The 16,414-nt window shown below is 42.0% G+C and carries 13 protein-coding genes and 1 riboswitch; all 13 genes read left to right on the top strand.

What is annotated here, in order from left to right; genetic code table 11:
* Nucleotide 1: 1 nt before the first annotated feature.
* The 13 genes from purS to mgtA all read left to right on the top strand — a co-directional run bounded on the left by purS (nucleotide 2) and on the right by mgtA (nucleotide 16,345).
* Nucleotides 2-256 (top strand): phosphoribosylformylglycinamidine synthase subunit PurS, encoded by a 255-nt coding sequence (purS, locus tag FFM67_RS01905; protein WP_137612987.1) that lies wholly within the window; start codon nucleotides 2-4, stop codon nucleotides 254-256.
* Nucleotide 257: 1 nt separating this feature from the next.
* Nucleotides 258-938: a phosphoribosylformylglycinamidine synthase subunit PurQ gene (purQ, locus tag FFM67_RS01900; protein ID WP_137612986.1), complete on the top strand. Its 681-nt coding sequence runs from the start codon at nucleotides 258-260 to the stop codon at nucleotides 936-938.
* Nucleotides 938-3,157, top strand: a complete 2,220-nt coding sequence (gene purL, locus FFM67_RS01895) for a phosphoribosylformylglycinamidine synthase subunit PurL (RefSeq protein ID WP_137612985.1) — start codon at nucleotides 938-940, stop codon at nucleotides 3,155-3,157. Before purQ ends, purL begins: the two co-directional genes overlap by 1 nt.
* Complete coding sequence (gene purF / locus FFM67_RS01890) at nucleotides 3,142-4,581, top strand: amidophosphoribosyltransferase (protein WP_137612984.1); 1,440 nt, start codon at nucleotides 3,142-3,144, stop codon at nucleotides 4,579-4,581. Before purL ends, purF begins: the two co-directional genes overlap by 16 nt.
* A gap of 265 nt (nucleotides 4,582-4,846) precedes the next feature.
* The gene (purM, locus tag FFM67_RS01885; RefSeq protein WP_137612983.1) at nucleotides 4,847-5,890 is read left to right on the top strand and encodes a phosphoribosylformylglycinamidine cyclo-ligase; all 1,044 of its coding nucleotides are present in this window, start codon (nucleotides 4,847-4,849) and stop codon (nucleotides 5,888-5,890) included.
* Entirely contained in the window at nucleotides 5,887-6,474 is a 588-nt protein-coding gene (gene purN, locus FFM67_RS01880) for a phosphoribosylglycinamide formyltransferase (RefSeq protein ID WP_137612982.1), read from the top strand. The genes purM and purN overlap by 4 nt, the downstream gene beginning before the upstream one ends.
* Nucleotides 6,455-7,987 (top strand): bifunctional phosphoribosylaminoimidazolecarboxamide formyltransferase/IMP cyclohydrolase, encoded by a 1,533-nt coding sequence (gene purH, locus FFM67_RS01875; protein WP_137612981.1) that lies wholly within the window; start codon nucleotides 6,455-6,457, stop codon nucleotides 7,985-7,987. The genes purN and purH overlap by 20 nt, the downstream gene beginning before the upstream one ends.
* A 9-nt stretch (nucleotides 7,988-7,996) precedes the next feature.
* The gene (purD, locus tag FFM67_RS01870; protein ID WP_137612980.1) at nucleotides 7,997-9,244 is read left to right on the top strand and encodes a phosphoribosylamine--glycine ligase; all 1,248 of its coding nucleotides are present in this window, start codon (nucleotides 7,997-7,999) and stop codon (nucleotides 9,242-9,244) included.
* Nucleotides 9,245-9,476: 232 nt separating this feature from the next.
* A complete protein-coding gene (locus FFM67_RS01865) occupies nucleotides 9,477-9,905 on the top strand; it encodes a DUF3788 family protein (protein WP_137612979.1) in 429 nt (142 codons plus the stop codon).
* Between the two features lie 123 nt (nucleotides 9,906-10,028).
* A complete protein-coding gene (gene guaC / locus FFM67_RS01860) occupies nucleotides 10,029-11,006 on the top strand; it encodes a GMP reductase (protein ID WP_137612978.1) in 978 nt (325 codons plus the stop codon).
* Nucleotides 11,007-11,155: 149 nt separating this feature from the next.
* The gene (locus tag FFM67_RS01855) at nucleotides 11,156-12,577 is read left to right on the top strand and encodes an aminotransferase-like domain-containing protein (protein WP_137612977.1); all 1,422 of its coding nucleotides are present in this window, start codon (nucleotides 11,156-11,158) and stop codon (nucleotides 12,575-12,577) included.
* Nucleotides 12,578-13,303 carry an NADPH-dependent oxidoreductase gene (locus FFM67_RS01850; protein ID WP_137612976.1) on the top strand — a complete coding sequence of 242 codons (726 nt, stop codon included), beginning with the start codon at nucleotides 12,578-12,580 and terminating at the stop codon, nucleotides 13,301-13,303.
* 42 nt (nucleotides 13,304-13,345) lie between these two features.
* Nucleotides 13,346-13,510, top strand: a riboswitch (M-box (ykoK) riboswitch).
* 228 nt (nucleotides 13,511-13,738) lie between these two features.
* A complete protein-coding gene (gene mgtA / locus FFM67_RS01845; protein WP_170177977.1) occupies nucleotides 13,739-16,345 on the top strand; it encodes a magnesium-translocating P-type ATPase in 2,607 nt (868 codons plus the stop codon).
* Nucleotides 16,346-16,414 lie beyond the last annotated feature (69 nt).

The following is a 16,414-nucleotide window of genomic DNA, read 5'->3' as shown; positions in this document are numbered from 1 at the left end:
CATGTATTTTGTGAAAGTTTACGTGACGTATAAGGATTCTGTGTTGGATCCGCAAGGAGAAGCGGTTAAAGGCGCAGTTCATCGTTTAGGTTATGACGAGATCGAAGAGGTACGGATCGGTAAATATTTTGAGATCAAAGTCGCGAAAAGCGATCGTCCAGTAGAAGGCATGATCGAGGAAATTTGTGACCAATTATTAGCCAACGTGAATATGGAAACGTATCGTTACGAAATCCAAACAATGGAGGAAGTCTAAGATGAAATTTGCAGTCATTGTTTTTCCTGGCTCAAATTGTGATATGGATATGTATTGGGCGATGAAGGAAATCATGGGCGCGGATTGCGAATATGTCCGTCACGATGCAACAAGCTTGGCTGGATTTGATGGTGTGCTACTGCCCGGCGGTTTTTCGTATGGGGATTATTTACGCTGTGGCGCGATCTCTCGCTTTTCTATTGTCATGTCAGAGGTCGTTCGGTTTGCTGAAGAAGGCAAACCAGTTTTTGGGACGTGCAATGGATTTCAAATTTTAACCGAAGCAGGCTTGTTACCCGGAGCTTTACGCCGCAATGAGTCCTTAAAATTTATCAGCAAAATCACGCCATTACGTGTTGTGAATAACCAAACAAAATTCACTTCTGAATATGAAATGGATGAAATCATTCAAATTCCTGTTGCTCACGGTGAAGGAAATTTTTATTGTGATGAAGCGACCTTGGCTGAGTTACAGGCGAATAAGCAAATCGTCTTTACTTATGAAGGGGAAAATATTAATGGCAGCGTTGAAAATATTGCTGGAATTACCAATAAAGCAGGGAATGTTTTAGGGATGATGCCGCATCCAGAACGTGCAATGGAAACACTTTTAGGTTCTGAGGACGGCAAAAAATTCTTCGCTTCTATTTTAAAAAATTTCGGAAAGGTGACTGCAAACTAATGATGAAATTAGAACCGACAGCCCAAGAAATCAAAGAACAACGAATCTATGCTGAATGGGGCTTGACCGATGAAGAATATCGTTTGATTTCTGAAGATATCTTGGGTCGCATGCCGAATTATACTGAAACAGGGCTTTTCTCTGTCATGTGGAGTGAACATTGTTCGTATAAAAATTCAAAGCCCGTTCTACGTAAATTTCCGACTGAGGGTCCGCAGGTTCTTCAAGGGCCAGGCGAGGGTGCTGGAATCGTGGATATTGGTGATGGACAAGCGGTTGTTTTTAAAGCCGAAAGCCACAATCATCCTTCAGCAGTAGAGCCTTATGAAGGCGCGGCAACAGGTGTCGGCGGGATCATCCGTGATATTTTCAGCATGGGCGCTCGTCCCATCGCAATTTTAGATTCTTTACGCTTTGGCGAATTAAACACACCTCGGACAAAATATTTAGTAGAAGAAGTCGTCGCTGGGATCAGCGGTTATGGAAATTGTATCGGAATCCCAACAGTCGGCGGCGAAGTAGCCTTTGATCCTTGCTACGAAGGCAATCCTTTAGTGAATGCGATGTGTGTCGGATTAATGGAGCACAAGGACATCCAAAAAGGTCAAGCTAAAGGTGTCGGCAACTCTATCATGTACGTCGGTGCTAAAACTGGGCGTGACGGCATTCACGGAGCGACTTTCGCTTCTGAAGAATTCGTTGAAGGAGAAGAACAACAACGTTCAGCGGTCCAAGTTGGCGATCCATTTATGGAAAAATTATTATTAGAAGCTTGTTTAGAATTAATTTTGGATCATGCGGATATTTTAGTCGGCATCCAAGATATGGGGGCAGCCGGTCTGGTTTCATCTAGTTCAGAAATGGCCTCGAAAGCCGGTTCGGGCTTGAAGCTCTATTTAGATGATGTCCCGCAGCGGGAAACCCATATGACGCCCTACGAAATGATGTTATCGGAATCGCAAGAGCGGATGCTGATCTGTGTTGAGCAAGGACATGAAGCGGAAGTCGTGGAATTATTCAAACGTTATGAGTTAGATGCGGTAACGATTGGTGAAGTAACGGATGATGGGCTGTATCGCTTATATCATCACGATGTTGAAGTCGCCAATTTACCAGTGGATGCTTTGGCAGAAGACGCGCCGGTTTATCAAAATGAAAAACGTGAACCAGCTCGTATCAAAAAATTCGCTGCAATGGACGAGTATCAACCAGAGGTGAAGGATGCTTCGGAAGTATTGCTGCAATTATTGCAACAGCCGACCATCGCTTCGAAGCGAATGATTTATGAAACCTACGACTCGCAAGTACGTACTAATACAGTGGTTCGCCCCGGCAGTGACGCGGCCGTTTTAAGAGTTCGCGGAACGCAAAAAGCGTTGGCAATGACTACCGATTGTAACGCACGTTACTTATATTTAAATCCAGAAATTGGCGGACAAATTGCGGTAGCAGAAGCCGCTCGAAATATTGTCGCCTCTGGTGGTCAGCCATTAGCGATTACTGACTGCTTGAACTATGGCTCACCAGAAAAGCCAGAGGGATTCTGGGAATTATGGACATCAGCGGACGGCATTTCTGAAGCCTGTCGAACATTGAATACACCAGTTATCTCTGGCAATGTTTCGATGTATAACGAAACCAATGGCAAAGCAATTTATCCGACACCGATGATTGGAATGGTTGGCTTGATCGAAGACTTGAGTCATATTACGACGCAAGAATTTAAACAAGCTGGTGATTTGATTTATGTTGTTGGTGAAACTAGCAATGATTTCAACGGCAGTGAGTTACAAAAAATGCAAAAAGGATTGATTGAAGGTCAATTAATGGACTTTGACTTAACGATGGAAAAAGCCAATCAAGATTATGTTCTTTCTGCAATCAAAGCAGGCTTGATTGCCAGTGCCCATGATTGTGCGGAAGGTGGACTAGCGGTAGCCATCGCTGAATCGGCTTTTACGAATCAATTAGGGGTGGAAGCAACCGTTGCGATGCCCGTTGAAAATCTTTTTGCTGAGACGCAATCACGCTTTGTTTTAACCGTTAAACCAGAAAATCAAGCAGAATTTGAAGCGCTAGCGGGAAACAAAGCAGTCATAATCGGGACGGTTACTGATTCTGGCGAGATTCATTTAACTGCAGAAGGCGGCTCAATCAACGTAGCAACCAAACAGGCACAAGAATTATGGGAGGAAGCCATTCCATGTCTAATGAAGTAAGAAGTTTAAATGAAGAATGTGGCGTTTTTGGTATCTGGGGTCACCCAGATGCCTCTCGCGTCACTTATTTTGGCCTGCATAGTTTACAGCATCGCGGGCAAGAAGGTGCTGGGATCGTCTGTAATGATGCGGGCAAATTAACCGGACATCGTGGTCTAGGTTTATTATCTGAAGTTTTTAAAGATGAACAGCAGTTGGATCAATTGACCGGTCAAGCAGCGATCGGTCACGTTCGTTATGCAACAGCTGGCAACAGCAGCGTGGATAACATTCAGCCTTTCTTATTTAATTTTTACGATGGTGCTTTTGCCTTGGCCCATAATGGTAATTTGACGAATGCCAAAAGTTTACGAAAAGAATTGGAACAAAACGGCGCGATCTTCCATTCCAATTCAGATACGGAGATCTTAATGCACCTGATTCGCCGTAGCCATAAAGCAACGCTTTGTGAGCGAATGAAAGAAGCTTTGAATACCGTCAAAGGTGGTTTTGCCTATTTGATGTTAACGGAAGATTCAATGGTTGCAGCTCTCGATCCTAATGGTTTTCGCCCATTGTCAATCGGACAAATGGTCAATGGCGCTTATGTCGTCGCTTCAGAAACTTGTGCGCTGGAAGTCGTGGGGGCAAGCTTTATCCAAGATGTTAATCCCGGAGAAATCATTACGATCGACGACGATGGACTAAGAGTGGAACAATTCACGCAAGCTACGCAGCACGCGATTTGCTCAATGGAATATATCTATTTTGCTCGTCCGGATTCTAATATTGCCGGCGTCAATGTCCATAGCGCCCGCAAAAATATGGGACGTATTTTAGCGAAAGAATCGGCGATCGAAGCTGACATGGTAGTCGGCGTGCCAAATTCTTCATTATCAGCAGCCAGCGGTTATGCCGAAGAATCAGGAATTCCTTATGAGATGGGCTTGGTAAAAAACCAATATGTTGCTCGAACCTTTATCCAACCTACACAAGAATTACGTGAACAAGGGGTGCGAATGAAACTGTCCGCCGTTCGTGGCGTAGTTGAAGGCAAACGGGTGATCATGGTAGACGATTCTATTGTTCGGGGAACCACTAGCCGTCGCATTGTCAAACTTTTGAAAGAAGCAGGTGCAAAGGAAGTTCATGTTCGAATCGCTTCACCGCCATTACGCTATCCTTGTTTCTACGGAATTGATATTCAAACACGGAAGGAATTGATTGCCGCGAATCACTCCATTGAAGAAATAAGAGAAATGATTGGGGCCGATTCTTTGTCCTTTTTAAGCGAAGTCGGCCTGATCAATGCAATCGGATTAAAATTTGACGCACCTTATTCAGGGCTATGTATGGCGTACTTTAATGGTGATTATCCAACACCGTTATACGATTACGAAGCACATTATCAAGCAACTTTGAAAGAAAAAACCTCGTTTTATTAAAATAAAAATGACTGCACAAAAATGAATAAGGATGCCAGTTTGCCAGTTCCACTTATTAATTAGCAAAGTTAGTGGAATGGTATACGGCATGAAGATCAAACTCATTTTTCGCTTTTAAGAAAAATGAATACTTTAATATGAATAAGGATGCCAGTTCCACTTATTAATTAGCAAAGCTAGTGGAATGGTATACGGCATGAAGATCAAACTCATTTTTCGCTTTGGAGAAAAATGAATACTTTAATATGAATAAGGAGCGAATCGTGTGGGAAATGCATATTCTAAGGCTGGCGTGGATGTTGAGGCTGGTTATGAAGTGGTTGAACGTATCAAAAAGCATGTAAAAAGAACGGAACGCTTAGGCGTGATGGGGGCAATCGGCGGATTTGGCGGCTGCTTTGATTTAAGTTCGTTTCAATTAAAAGAGCCGGTGTTAGTTTCTGGAACTGATGGCGTAGGCACGAAATTAATGGTGGCGATCCAAGCGGACAAACATGACACGATTGGAATCGACTGTGTGGCGATGTGCGTCAATGACATTGTCGCCCAAGGTGCAGAGCCCCTTTACTTCTTAGATTATATCGCCACAGGCAAAAATATTCCGGCTCGCTTGGAACAAGTGGTGGCTGGTGTGGCAGAAGGTTGCGTCCAAGCGGGGGCAGCCTTGATTGGTGGCGAGACGGCTGAAATGCCGGGTATGTATGGTAAAAATGATTATGATTTAGCCGGCTTCACTGTTGGAATCGCAGAAAAAAGTCAAATGATCACTGGTGAAAAAATCAACACCGGCGATCTCTTGGTAGGGTTGCCTTCGTCAGGCATTCATTCTAACGGCTATTCGCTCGTTCGTAAAATATTCTTTGAAACAAATAGCTTCTCAATCAAAGAAAAATTACCGGAATTGAGTCAAGAACTGGGTGAGGAATTGTTGATGCCGACACGAATCTATGTGGATGCGGTCTTGCCACTGATCAAAAAGAAATTAGTTAATGGGATCGCTCATGTAACTGGTGGCGGTTTTGTAGAAAATTTGCCACGGATGTTGCCGGATAACCTAGCTTGTGAAATCGAATTAGGAACATGGCCAATCTTGCCGATTTTTGACGCGTTAGCAAAATACGGGGAACTCCCAGAAAAAGAAATGTACGAAATTTTCAATATGGGGATCGGTATGGTTTTAGCGGTTGCCTCAGAAAAATTAGAGGAATTACAAGCTGATTTGACTGCTCGTGATGAAGAGGCCTTTGTGATTGGTAAAGTCATTGAAAAGAAAGCCGAACCGATCATTTTTAAAGGAGCAAAGGCATGAAGGTCGCTGTCTTAGCATCAGGGAACGGCTCGAATTTTGAAGTGATTGCTCAAGCATTCAAAGATCAAAAAATCGATGGGGACCTGGTTTTACTATTTTCGGATCATCGCGATGCGTATGTTTTAGAGCGGGGGAAAAAATTTAATATTCCTTGTGAGAGTTTTGAACTTAAAGAATTCGCTGACAAGCAGAGCTATGAGGCAGCGTTGTTGAAATTACTGAAGGATTACGACGTCGGATTGGTAGTTTTGGCAGGGTATATGCGGATCGTAGAAAAAGAATTGCTCGCTGCGTTTCCGCAAGCGATTATTAACATCCATCCGGCTCTGCTGCCTAATTTTCCTGGATTGCATGGAATCAAAGACGCTTATGAAGCGGGTGTATCTGAAACAGGAGTAACGATTCATTACGTCGATGATGGTGTCGATACCGGACCAATCATCGCACAAAGTAAAGTAGCCGTGGCTGCAAGTGATACTTTGAAGAGCTTGGAAGAAAAAATTCATCAAGCGGAACATCATCTTTATCCGCAAGTCTTAGCGGAAATTGTAAAGGAGAATCATGATGAAAAGAGCATTAATTAGTGTTTCAGATAAAACAGGGGTTATTGAGTTTACTAAAGGATTGGTTCAAGCTGGAATCGAGATCGTTTCCACCGGCGGAACGAAAAAAGCTTTAGACGAGGCGGGAATTCCAACCTTGAGTATTGATGAAGTGACAGGATTTCCTGAAATGATGGATGGCCGTGTAAAGACACTGCACCCAAAAATTCACGGCGGGTTATTAGGCCGACGCGACGTAGCTAGCCATCTGGATGCTATGAAGACTCATGATATCCAACCGATTGATTTTGTTTGTGTGAACTTGTATCCTTTCAAGGAAACAATTTTAAAACCTGAAGTCACAGAAGCCGATGCGATTGAAAATATTGATATCGGCGGACCAAGTATGCTGCGTTCAGCGGCGAAAAACTTCAACGCTGTAACGGTGGTTGTTGATCCAAAAGATTATCCTCGTATATTAGACGAGTTAAAGGAGCAAGGGGAAACAAGTTTAGCGACACGGAAAAGGTTAGCTGGGAAAGTTTTTCGCCACACGGCAGCCTATGACGCGCTCATTGCAGAATATTTGACCCAGCAAGCGGAAGAAACAGAACCAGAAAAATTAACGCTGACCTATGAACTGAAACAAACGTTGCGTTATGGTGAAAATAGTCACCAGCAAGCGGCTTTTTATCAAAACGCTTTGCCTGTTCCTTATTCTATTGCAAATGCGCATCAGCTTCACGGCAAAGAACTTTCTTATAATAACATCAAGGATGCCGATGCGGCGATTCGCATCGCCCGCGAATTCAGTGAACCAACGGTAGTCGCCTTGAAGCATATGAACCCTTGCGGCATCGGCAGCGGTAAAACGATTCTTGAAGCGTATCAATTTGCTTATGAAGCAGATCCGACTTCAATTTTTGGCGGGATTTTAGTGGCAAATCGTGAAGTTGATTTGGCGACAGCGGAAGAAATGCATAAATTGTTCTTAGAAATCATTATTGCTCCAAGTTTTAGTCAACAAGCCTTCGCTGTTTTGTCTGGTAAGAAAAATCTTCGTTTGATGACTCTCGATTTTTCTGATCAAACAGCAGGGCAGCAGGAGATTGTTTCTGTTTTAGGCGGATTACTGATTCAAGATCAGGATGTAATCGAAGAAGACCCAGAAAACTGGGAAGTCGTGACCGATCGTAAACCAACTGCCGAAGAATTAGCAGCGCTAGCTTTTGCTTGGAAAGCGGTGAAACACGTGAAATCAAATGCGATCGTGATAGCCAATGCACACCAAACCGTCGGTGTCGGTGCGGGTCAAATGAATCGTGTCGGTTCAGTCAAAATCGCCTTGGAAGAAGCGAAAGGTCGAATGGCTGGCGCTGTGCTAGCTGGTGATGCCTACTTCCCAATGAATGATAGTGTTGAGTATGCGGCGCAGCATGGAATCAAGGCCATCGTTCAGCCAGGCGGCAGCATTCGTGATAAAGACTCTATCGAAATGGCGAACAAATACGGTGTTGCGATGGTTTTCACTGCCGTGCGTCATTTCAGACACTAGGAGGAGTTTATGAAGATATTAATAATCGGCAGCGGTGGAAGAGAGCATGCGATCGCCAAAAAAATAATGGACAGTCCGAAAGTAACAGAGGTTTTTTGTGCGAAAGGTAACCCGGGAATGTCACGTGATGGAATTCAAGTCGTTGATATTGCGGAGGATAATCATGCAGCGTTGATTGACTTTGCAAAAGAGAATACAATTGACTGGACGTTTGTCGGACCGGAAATTCCATTGTTAAATGGGATCGTCGATGATTTTCAGCAGGCCGGGTTAGCAATTTTTGGACCGAATCAAGCGGCTGCGATGATCGAAGGCTCGAAGGAATTCGCGAAGAGACTAATGGTGGACAATCAAATTCCTACTGCTGATTACGCCGCTTTCACAGATTATCAAGCGGCATGTGATTATGTCACAGAAAAAGGTGCGCCGATTGTCATCAAAGCAGATGGCTTAGCCGCTGGCAAAGGTGTGACAGTGGCGATGACATTGAAAGAAGCACTGCAAGCGTTGAAGGAAATGATGACCGATCATCGTTTTGGTGAGAGCGGCGACAAAGTTGTGGTAGAGGAATTTTTAGCAGGCGAAGAATTTTCGTTAATGGCCTTTGTCAAAAATGAAAAAGTCTATCCAATGGTGATTGCTCAGGACCATAAACGTGCTTACGACAATGATGAAGGGCCAAATACTGGTGGCATGGGTGCTTATTCGCCTGTACCACAAATTTCGGAGGCAATGGTTGAAAAAGCTATATCAGAAATTCTGCAACCGGCAGCTAACGGAATGATGAAAAATGGCACGCCTTTTACTGGGATTCTTTATGCTGGTCTGATTGCGACGGCAATAGGTCCGAAAGTCATTGAATTTAATGCACGCTTTGGTGATCCTGAAACACAAGTCGTTTTACCTCGTTTGACGAGCGATTTGGCTCAAATTATCAACGATTTGTTAAAAAATCAAGAACCGGAATTAACTTGGAGCGATCAAGCTTCGGTCGGTGTGGTCTTAGCAGCGGAAGGCTATCCTAATGACTATCAAAAAGGGATGACGCTGCCAGATTTTAACGATCAGGTTACTGTCTACTACGCAGGTGTCACACAAGGAACAGAACAAATGGAATCTTCCGGTGGGCGTGTTCTAGTCGTGGAAGCTGAAGCTGGTACGATTCAAGAAGCTCAAGCGCAAGTGTATCAAGCACTATCAAAAGCGGAAGCAGCTGGTTACTTTTACCGCAGTGATATTGGCTCTAAAGCGAATTAAGAATTTTTTAGACGGTCAACTGACCGTCTTTTTTTGTGAGTTAGCCTCAGTAAATGGAAGGAAAAGGACAGGCAATTAGAATTGAGATTAAAAAAATGACACCCCATATTAAAAGTGGTAGACTTAAGGTGAAAAAAAGATTAAAAATATGTGTAATTTTAAAGAGAAAAATAATCTAACAGGACAGTTGTTAAGATTAAGTCCATTTTTAGTATCGAAAGAGGCGAGAACCATGGAAAGTAAACAGTCTGATCCAGAGCACGAGAAAAAAGAATTGCAAACGATTTTATCTGGGCTCCCAAATTCTCAGTATTTGAAAATTTTATTAGCGCAAGTCATGCGGCATTATGATCCCAAGATCACTTATATTTTTCAAAAAAAATCTGGTTGGCAATTAATGATCGAGCAATATGACGGTCTGCTTTGTCGAATCATCATCCATAAAGACTATTTTTCTGTAATTACTCCGTTTCCAGATTTTGGGATCACTTATTTGACCCCCATGGTGAAAGTGATGTCCTCGGAATTCAGAGAAAAGTTTGAAGAGGTATCGAAAAAAACAAAACAGATCGAAATGAAAGTGACTAATGAAGAGGAGATGGAAGATGTTATCTTTTTAATTAGTCTTCAAGCGAAAAAATTAAGGAAATCCGAAAGTTAAAAAGTTAATGTTCGTGTTTTTTGAATTATTTTAAAAATAATCTTGCTTTTTAGTTGAAAATGTTGTAAATTACATAGGACGATAGAGCCCTATGTTTTTTTATCTCAAACACTGGAGGCCAGTATGAAAGTATTTGATTATGAAGATATTCAGTTGATTCCGAATAAATGTGTGGTAAACAGCCGCTCAGAATGTGATACAACGGTCCAATTAGGAAAATTTAGTTTTAGGATGCCGGTTGTCCCAGCCAATATGCAAACAATCGTTGATGAAAACATCGCGGAGTTTTTAGCTGAGAATGGTTATTTCTATATTATGCACCGTTTTTACGAAGAAGAGCGCATTCCTTTTATTAAAAAAATGCAAGCTCGCGGTTTATTCACATCGATCAGTGTAGGTGTGAAGGGCTATGAATATGATTTTGTTAAGCAGTTAGCAGAAGAGAAATTGAATCCTGATTTTATTACGATCGATATTGCTCACGGACATTCAGATCCGGTCATCAATATGATTAAGCATATAAAAAAATATTTACCGGAAACATTTGTGATTGCTGGTAACGTTGGAACGCCTGAAGCTGTTCGGGAATTAGAAAATGCTGGTGCTGATGCAACGAAAGTTGGGATTGGACCAGGTAAAGTTTGCATCACGAAGATCAAAACCGGTTTTGGAACAGGCGGCTGGCAGTTAGCGGCTTTGAGTTGGTGTGCAAAAGCGGCTCGCAAACCGATTATTGCGGACGGCGGAATCCGTACCCATGGTGATATCGCGAAATCTGTTCGGTTCGGTGCAACGATGGTGATGATTGGTTCATTATTTGCCGGACATGAAGAATCACCTGGTGAAACGAAAGTTGAAGATGGCGTAGTTTACAAAGAATATTTCGGAAGTGCTTCAGAATTCCAAAAAGGCGAAAAGAAAAACGTTGAGGGAAAGAAAATTTGGATTCCTTATAAAGGTTCTTTGGAAGATACCTTGGTAGAAATGCAGCAGGATTTACAATCAGCCATTTCTTACGCTGGCGGAAAAGACTTGGAAGCTATTCAAAAAGTGGATTACGTTGTCGTTAAAAATTCAATTTTTAATGGTGATACCATCTAAATAGGACATGTTTAAGAACCTAAGACCTTCAGGGGTTTAGGTTCTTTTTTTGTAACCGACCTTTTCTGAAAAAAATCAAATGAGTAGATTGACAGTTGTGAATGATTGGGTTAGCGTTAGATCATCCAATAGTAAATGAGGGTTTAAAGATGTGGCAGTTAACAAAAAAAAGTACATTACCGCTTTACCAGCAGATTATGGAGCAAATCATTGATTATATTCAAAACGGGACACTGTTGCCGGGAGATAAGCTACCACCCGAAAGAAAACTAGCAGAACTTTATCAAATCAATCGTTCTACAGTGGTGCACGCTTTGGATGAATTGGTTAGTTTAGGCTGGGTGATTCGAAGGCAAGGCAGTGGTACATTGGTGAATGAAGGGAATTGGGGGCGTAGTACGACACCAAGGGTAGATTGGCGTCGTTTGTTTACGCAAGAGGCTTATCCAACCGAGCCTTATGTAGAAGAAGTTCATCGATTATTGAAGGATTCAGCGGCCTTGGATCTTTATTCAGGCGAACTGCCTTTGAATCTGATACCAGATTTTCGTTTTCCTTCTTATACATGGGAAGATTTATTGTTAGAAGAACGAAAGCAAAGTCCCTTGGGTTATGGACCGTTACAGCAAGTTATTTGTCAGCGAATAAAAATGGAACAGAAAATTGACGTTTCTACCGATCAAGTGTTGATTACTTCCGGTGCACAACAAGCGATGTTTCTTTTGCTACAAGTGATGTTGCAAAATGGGGATAGTGTCGCGATTGAAGATCCCTCATTCTTATATTCGTTGCCGATTTTTGCTAGCGCTGGTGTGCGTCTTTATGGCGTGGAAATGGATCTGGAAGGAATGCGAATCGATAAATTGGAGCAGTTGATTTTGACCAAAAAAATCAAAATGATTATTGTCAATCCCACCTTCCAAAATCCCACAGGTTCAACTATGTCCGCCAAAAGAAGACAAGAATTGATTCTCTTAAGCCAAAAATATCAGCTACCAATCATTGAAGATGAAGTCTTTAGTGAATTGAACTTCGGACCGATTCCTCCGTCTTTGAAGGAAATGTCTCCTCATCAAGTGATTCATCTCGGTTCGTTGTCGAAGATTTTTGGTTCTTCGATTAAAATCGGCTGGATTGTGGCGGATAAGGATTTAATTCAACGTTTATCCGAGGCAAAACAGATGATGGACTTTTCAATCAGTGTCTTCCCCCAAGTCATCGCTCATACTGCGTTGAATGATTCTAAGTTCAAAGCAAATCAAGAACTATTAGTAGCAGAATTAAAAGAACGAGGAACAGCTTTTACATTCGATGCCCAGCAGATTGTGGAAGATTGGTCCATCTCGACTATTGATGGAGGCTTGTATGTTTATTTAACATGGCAGCATCAAAAGCTCAGCCGAAAAGACTGGAGTATTTTTTTACGAGAAAAACTTTTAGTCGCACCCTCATTTCTATTTAGTAATGATACAATGGCTATGCGGGTTAATTACACACGCTTGACGAAGCAGAATCGGAAACAGTTTTTTAAAAAACTCCAAGTCATCTCAAAGCAATTAAGGAGGAACTAAATGAAGGCATTAGACGTGTTAAACAATCATCGGACGTATCGGAATTTTGATGAAGAGTATCCATTGTCAGACGAAGAATTGCAACAGATTTTACAGGCTAGTTGCCAGGCTTCAAGCTGGATGAATGGTCAAATGTACAGCATCATTGTAGTGAAGGATAAAGAGATCCGGAAGCAATTGGTTGAACTGAATCCAGGTAATCCCCATATGTTGAAAAGCTCAGTCTTTTTAGTTTTTGTTGCTGATTTGAAGCGAACAAAAAAAGTCGCCGAACATTATCAAGTGGAGTATCCAATTGATCAAGGCATTGATCCATTGATCACCGCTATTACAGATACGGCTTTAGCGTTGGAAAACGCAGTGGTTGCAACTGAAGCTCTGGGGTTAGGCAGTGTCATTGTTGGATCGATTCGAAAAGACATCGCTGAGGTAAGTAAATTATTAAATTTGCCGGATTATACTTTTCCGGTTGCAGGTTTGAGTATCGGAAGGCCCAGTGTCGAGATGCGGGTCAAGCCTCGATTACCCAAAGAAGCGGTTGTTCATTATGACACGTATAAAGATTATGACTATCAATTGATTGAAGACTATGATGAAACGATGGAAAACTTTGCTGAAGCACGTGAAACTAAGCTTTGGAGTAAAAAATTTGCTGATTATTTTGGTCAAACTCCCAATCAAAAAATGGATGAGTTTCTGAAAATAAACAAATTTTTTCAAGATTGAGTTTGACACAAATAAATAACTGATTTATAGTGGATATGAAATTAAAATAATTGTTAGGTGAGGCTCCTATACGGACACAGGCTACTGCCCAAAAATGTCGAGAGACGCCAATGGGTAGAACAGGAATCATCGTGAAGGTGATTCATAACGTAGCTGACAGATTCTGTCTACGCCCTATAGTGCTAAAGCTCGACGATGAACATGAATGAACTTTTCGCGCGTGCTCATTTTCGAGTACGCGCTTTTTTTTGCGGGTTCCACCATCTTGCAAAGCGTGCTTAGCGGAATCGCCAGGAAACGGCAAGGCAAAGTTTCACCGAAATAACTGAAAGGATGTGAGGAAGATGGAACATGATCATGAGGATAGTCGACCGAAATATACGCCCAGTAGTAGGACGACAGTATTCGTCCTGAAATTTAGGAGGAACCATTATGATGAACAAAAAAAACCTTCTTGCTCGCAAGAACAACAAAGACCAAGAATTAAAAAAATTAGCGATTCTTTCTGATCGTGACCTTTTCTTAAACTTGCGTACATCATTGCAAGGATTATCTGAAGAAGATGCCCAAAGCCGATTGGAAGAATACGGCCCTAATGAAGTCTCGGCCCAAAAACCGACGCCAGCTATTTTATTATTTTTACAAGCCTTTAATGATCCTTTCGTTTACGTTTTGGCCTCGTTAGCGATCGTTTCGGTGCTGACTCGCGATTTTGAAGCAGCGGTGGTCATGACGACAATGATCCTTGCTAGCGTACTGATTACTTTTATTCAAGAATATCGTTCACAAAAAGCGAGCATTGAATTAAAAGAAATGATTGAAAATACAGCGGCGATTACCCGGAATGGTGAAACCAAAGAAATTCCAATGGATGAAGTGGTACCGGGAGATATTTTGACATTAGCGACTGGGGATATGATCCCGGCAGACGCAGTCTTAATTTGGACGAAAGACTTATTCGTGAATCAATCTTCATTAACCGGTGAATCCATGCCGGTGGAAAAATTTGTTCCCAAAGAAGCGGCGATTGCTGATGAAATGACCGCGTTAGATTTGACGAATCTTGTTTTTATGGGGACCGATGTGTTAAGCGGTCAAGGAAAAGCAATTATTTTAAAAACGGGACAGCAAACTTTCTTTGGCGATATTGCCAAAAATGCGACTTCTAAACGGGGCAAGACTTCCTTTGATATTGGCTTGAACCGTGTGAGTAAATTATTACTTCGGATGGTCATGGTACTCTTTCCATTAGTCTTCTTGATTAATGGTTTAACTAAGGGAGATTGGAGCAGCGCTTTCTTCTTTGCCATTGCAGTTGCTGTTGGTTTGACACCAGAAATGCTGCCAATGATCGTCAGCTCCAATTTAGCAAAAGGAGCATTAACCTTGTCTAAACATAAAGTAATCGTAAAAGAGCTGGCTTCGATTCAAAATTTAGGCAGCATGGATGTTTTATGTACCGACAAAACCGGAACGATCACGGAAGATCGAGTGGTGTTAGTACAGCATCTGGATCCGCTAGGTAATGAGAATGAACAAGTGTTAGATTATGCCTTTATGAATTCGACGTATCAAACAGGCTGGAAAAATTTGATGGATATTGCCGTCATCAATTATTTTGAAGAGCAAGACCGCCAACTGCCTTTCCAAAGTATTCAAAAAATCGATGAAATCCCTTTTGATTTTTCTCGTCGTCGGTTGACCGTAGTGATGAAAACCGATCAACATCAATTGATGATTACTAAAGGGGCCGTTGAAGAAATGGCGGCTATTTGCAAATATGTCGAGATTAATGGCGAGACGTTAACATTAACATCAGAGATTCGTCAGCAATTACAAGCAGTCAATGAGAAAATGAACCGTCAAGGAATGCGAGTCATTACGGTAGCGGTTCGTCGGGATGCCCATGAAGAAGCCATCTATTCTACCGATGATGAAAAAGAGATGACGTTAATCGGCTTTATGGGCTTCCTAGATCCTGCTAAAGCTTCTGCTAAGCCAGCGATCAACTCTTTGCAACAACATGGTGTAGCTGTAAAAGTTCTGACTGGTGATAATGCCATCGTGGCACAAAAAGTTTGTCAAGATGTGGGGATTCCAGCTAAAAATTATGTATTAGGCAATCAAGTCGATGAGATGTCAGAAGAAGAACTGTATCAAGCAGCTGAAACAACGAATTTATTTGCCAAATTAAATCCAATGCAAAAATCGCGAATCATCGAAGCGTTGCAAAGCAAAGGCCATACGGTTGGTTTTATGGGTGATGGGATTAATGATGCGCCAGCGCTTCGCAAAGCCGATGTGGGAATTTCCGTTGATACTGCCGCTGATATTACCAAAGATGCCAGTTCGATTATCTTGTTAGAAAAAAGCTTGAGTGTCTTGGAATACGGTGTAATCGAAGGTCGTCGTGTATTCAGTAATATGATGAAATACATCAAGATTACTATCAGCTCCAATTTTGGGAATGTTTTCTCCATTTTAGTAGCCAGCGCCTTCTTACCATTTTTACCAATGCTGTCCCTACAATTGCTATTGCAAAACTTGATCTACGATATCGCACAATTGACGATCCCTTGGGATAACGTAGATGAAGAAGAACTTCACGCACCAACGAAATGGGAAACTAAAGGCCTGCTAAAATTTACCTTATGCATTGGCCCCATCAGTTCCATTTTTGATATTGTAACCTTTTTTGTCATGTGGTTTGTTTTTGGTGCGACAACAGTTGCTCAGCAAAATCTCTTTCAAACTGGCTGGTTCATGGTTGGTTTGACTACGCAAGCATTAGTTGTTTTGATGGTACGCACAAGAAAAATTCCTTTCCTACAAAGTCGTCCAGCGCCACAAGTTTTTATCAGCCTTTTATTGGCGGTTGTTGTAGGGATCTTAGTAGTAGTCACCCCTATAGCGGAACAATTTGACTTTGTTCATTTACCTACAACTTATTGGTTCTGGTATATCGGGATCGTGGTTGCTTACATGCTAGCGACCCAATTCGGTAAAGTTTTATATATCAAGGTCGCGAAAGAATGGATCTGAAATGTAACAGAGTGGCGAACGTCGTCACTCTGTTTCTTTTTTTGTGAAAAAAGGGAATAATCTTTTTTG

The sequence above is a fragment of the Enterococcus viikkiensis genome (assembly GCF_005405345.1).
In the GTDB taxonomy this organism is placed as follows: domain Bacteria; phylum Bacillota; class Bacilli; order Lactobacillales; family Enterococcaceae; genus Enterococcus_A; species Enterococcus_A viikkiensis.
Note: the sequence above shows the minus strand (reverse complement) of the source record. Positions and strands in the feature narration are given on the sequence as shown.

What these genes read in the sequence shown, in the direction of transcription:
- purS (WP_137612987.1), top strand. Translation starts at nt 2, where the DNA reads ATGTATTTTGTGAAAGTTTACGTGACGTATAAGGATTCTGTGTTGGAT.
- purQ (WP_137612986.1), top strand. Translation starts at nt 258, where the DNA reads ATGAAATTTGCAGTCATTGTTTTTCCTGGCTCAAATTGTGATATGGAT.
- purL (WP_137612985.1), top strand. Translation starts at nt 938, where the DNA reads ATGATGAAATTAGAACCGACAGCCCAAGAAATCAAAGAACAACGAATC.
- purF (WP_137612984.1), top strand. Translation starts at nt 3,142, where the DNA reads ATGTCTAATGAAGTAAGAAGTTTAAATGAAGAATGTGGCGTTTTTGGT.
- purN (WP_137612982.1), top strand. Translation starts at nt 5,887, where the DNA reads ATGAAGGTCGCTGTCTTAGCATCAGGGAACGGCTCGAATTTTGAAGTG.
- purH (WP_137612981.1), top strand. Translation starts at nt 6,455, where the DNA reads ATGAAAAGAGCATTAATTAGTGTTTCAGATAAAACAGGGGTTATTGAG.
- purD (WP_137612980.1), top strand. Translation starts at nt 7,997, where the DNA reads ATGAAGATATTAATAATCGGCAGCGGTGGAAGAGAGCATGCGATCGCC.
- FFM67_RS01865 (WP_137612979.1), top strand. Translation starts at nt 9,477, where the DNA reads ATGGAAAGTAAACAGTCTGATCCAGAGCACGAGAAAAAAGAATTGCAA.
- guaC (WP_137612978.1), top strand. Translation starts at nt 10,029, where the DNA reads ATGAAAGTATTTGATTATGAAGATATTCAGTTGATTCCGAATAAATGT.
- FFM67_RS01855 (WP_137612977.1), top strand. Translation starts at nt 11,156, where the DNA reads ATGTGGCAGTTAACAAAAAAAAGTACATTACCGCTTTACCAGCAGATT.
- FFM67_RS01850 (WP_137612976.1), top strand. Translation starts at nt 12,578, where the DNA reads ATGAAGGCATTAGACGTGTTAAACAATCATCGGACGTATCGGAATTTT.
- mgtA (WP_170177977.1), top strand. Translation starts at nt 13,739, where the DNA reads ATGAACAAAAAAAACCTTCTTGCTCGCAAGAACAACAAAGACCAAGAA.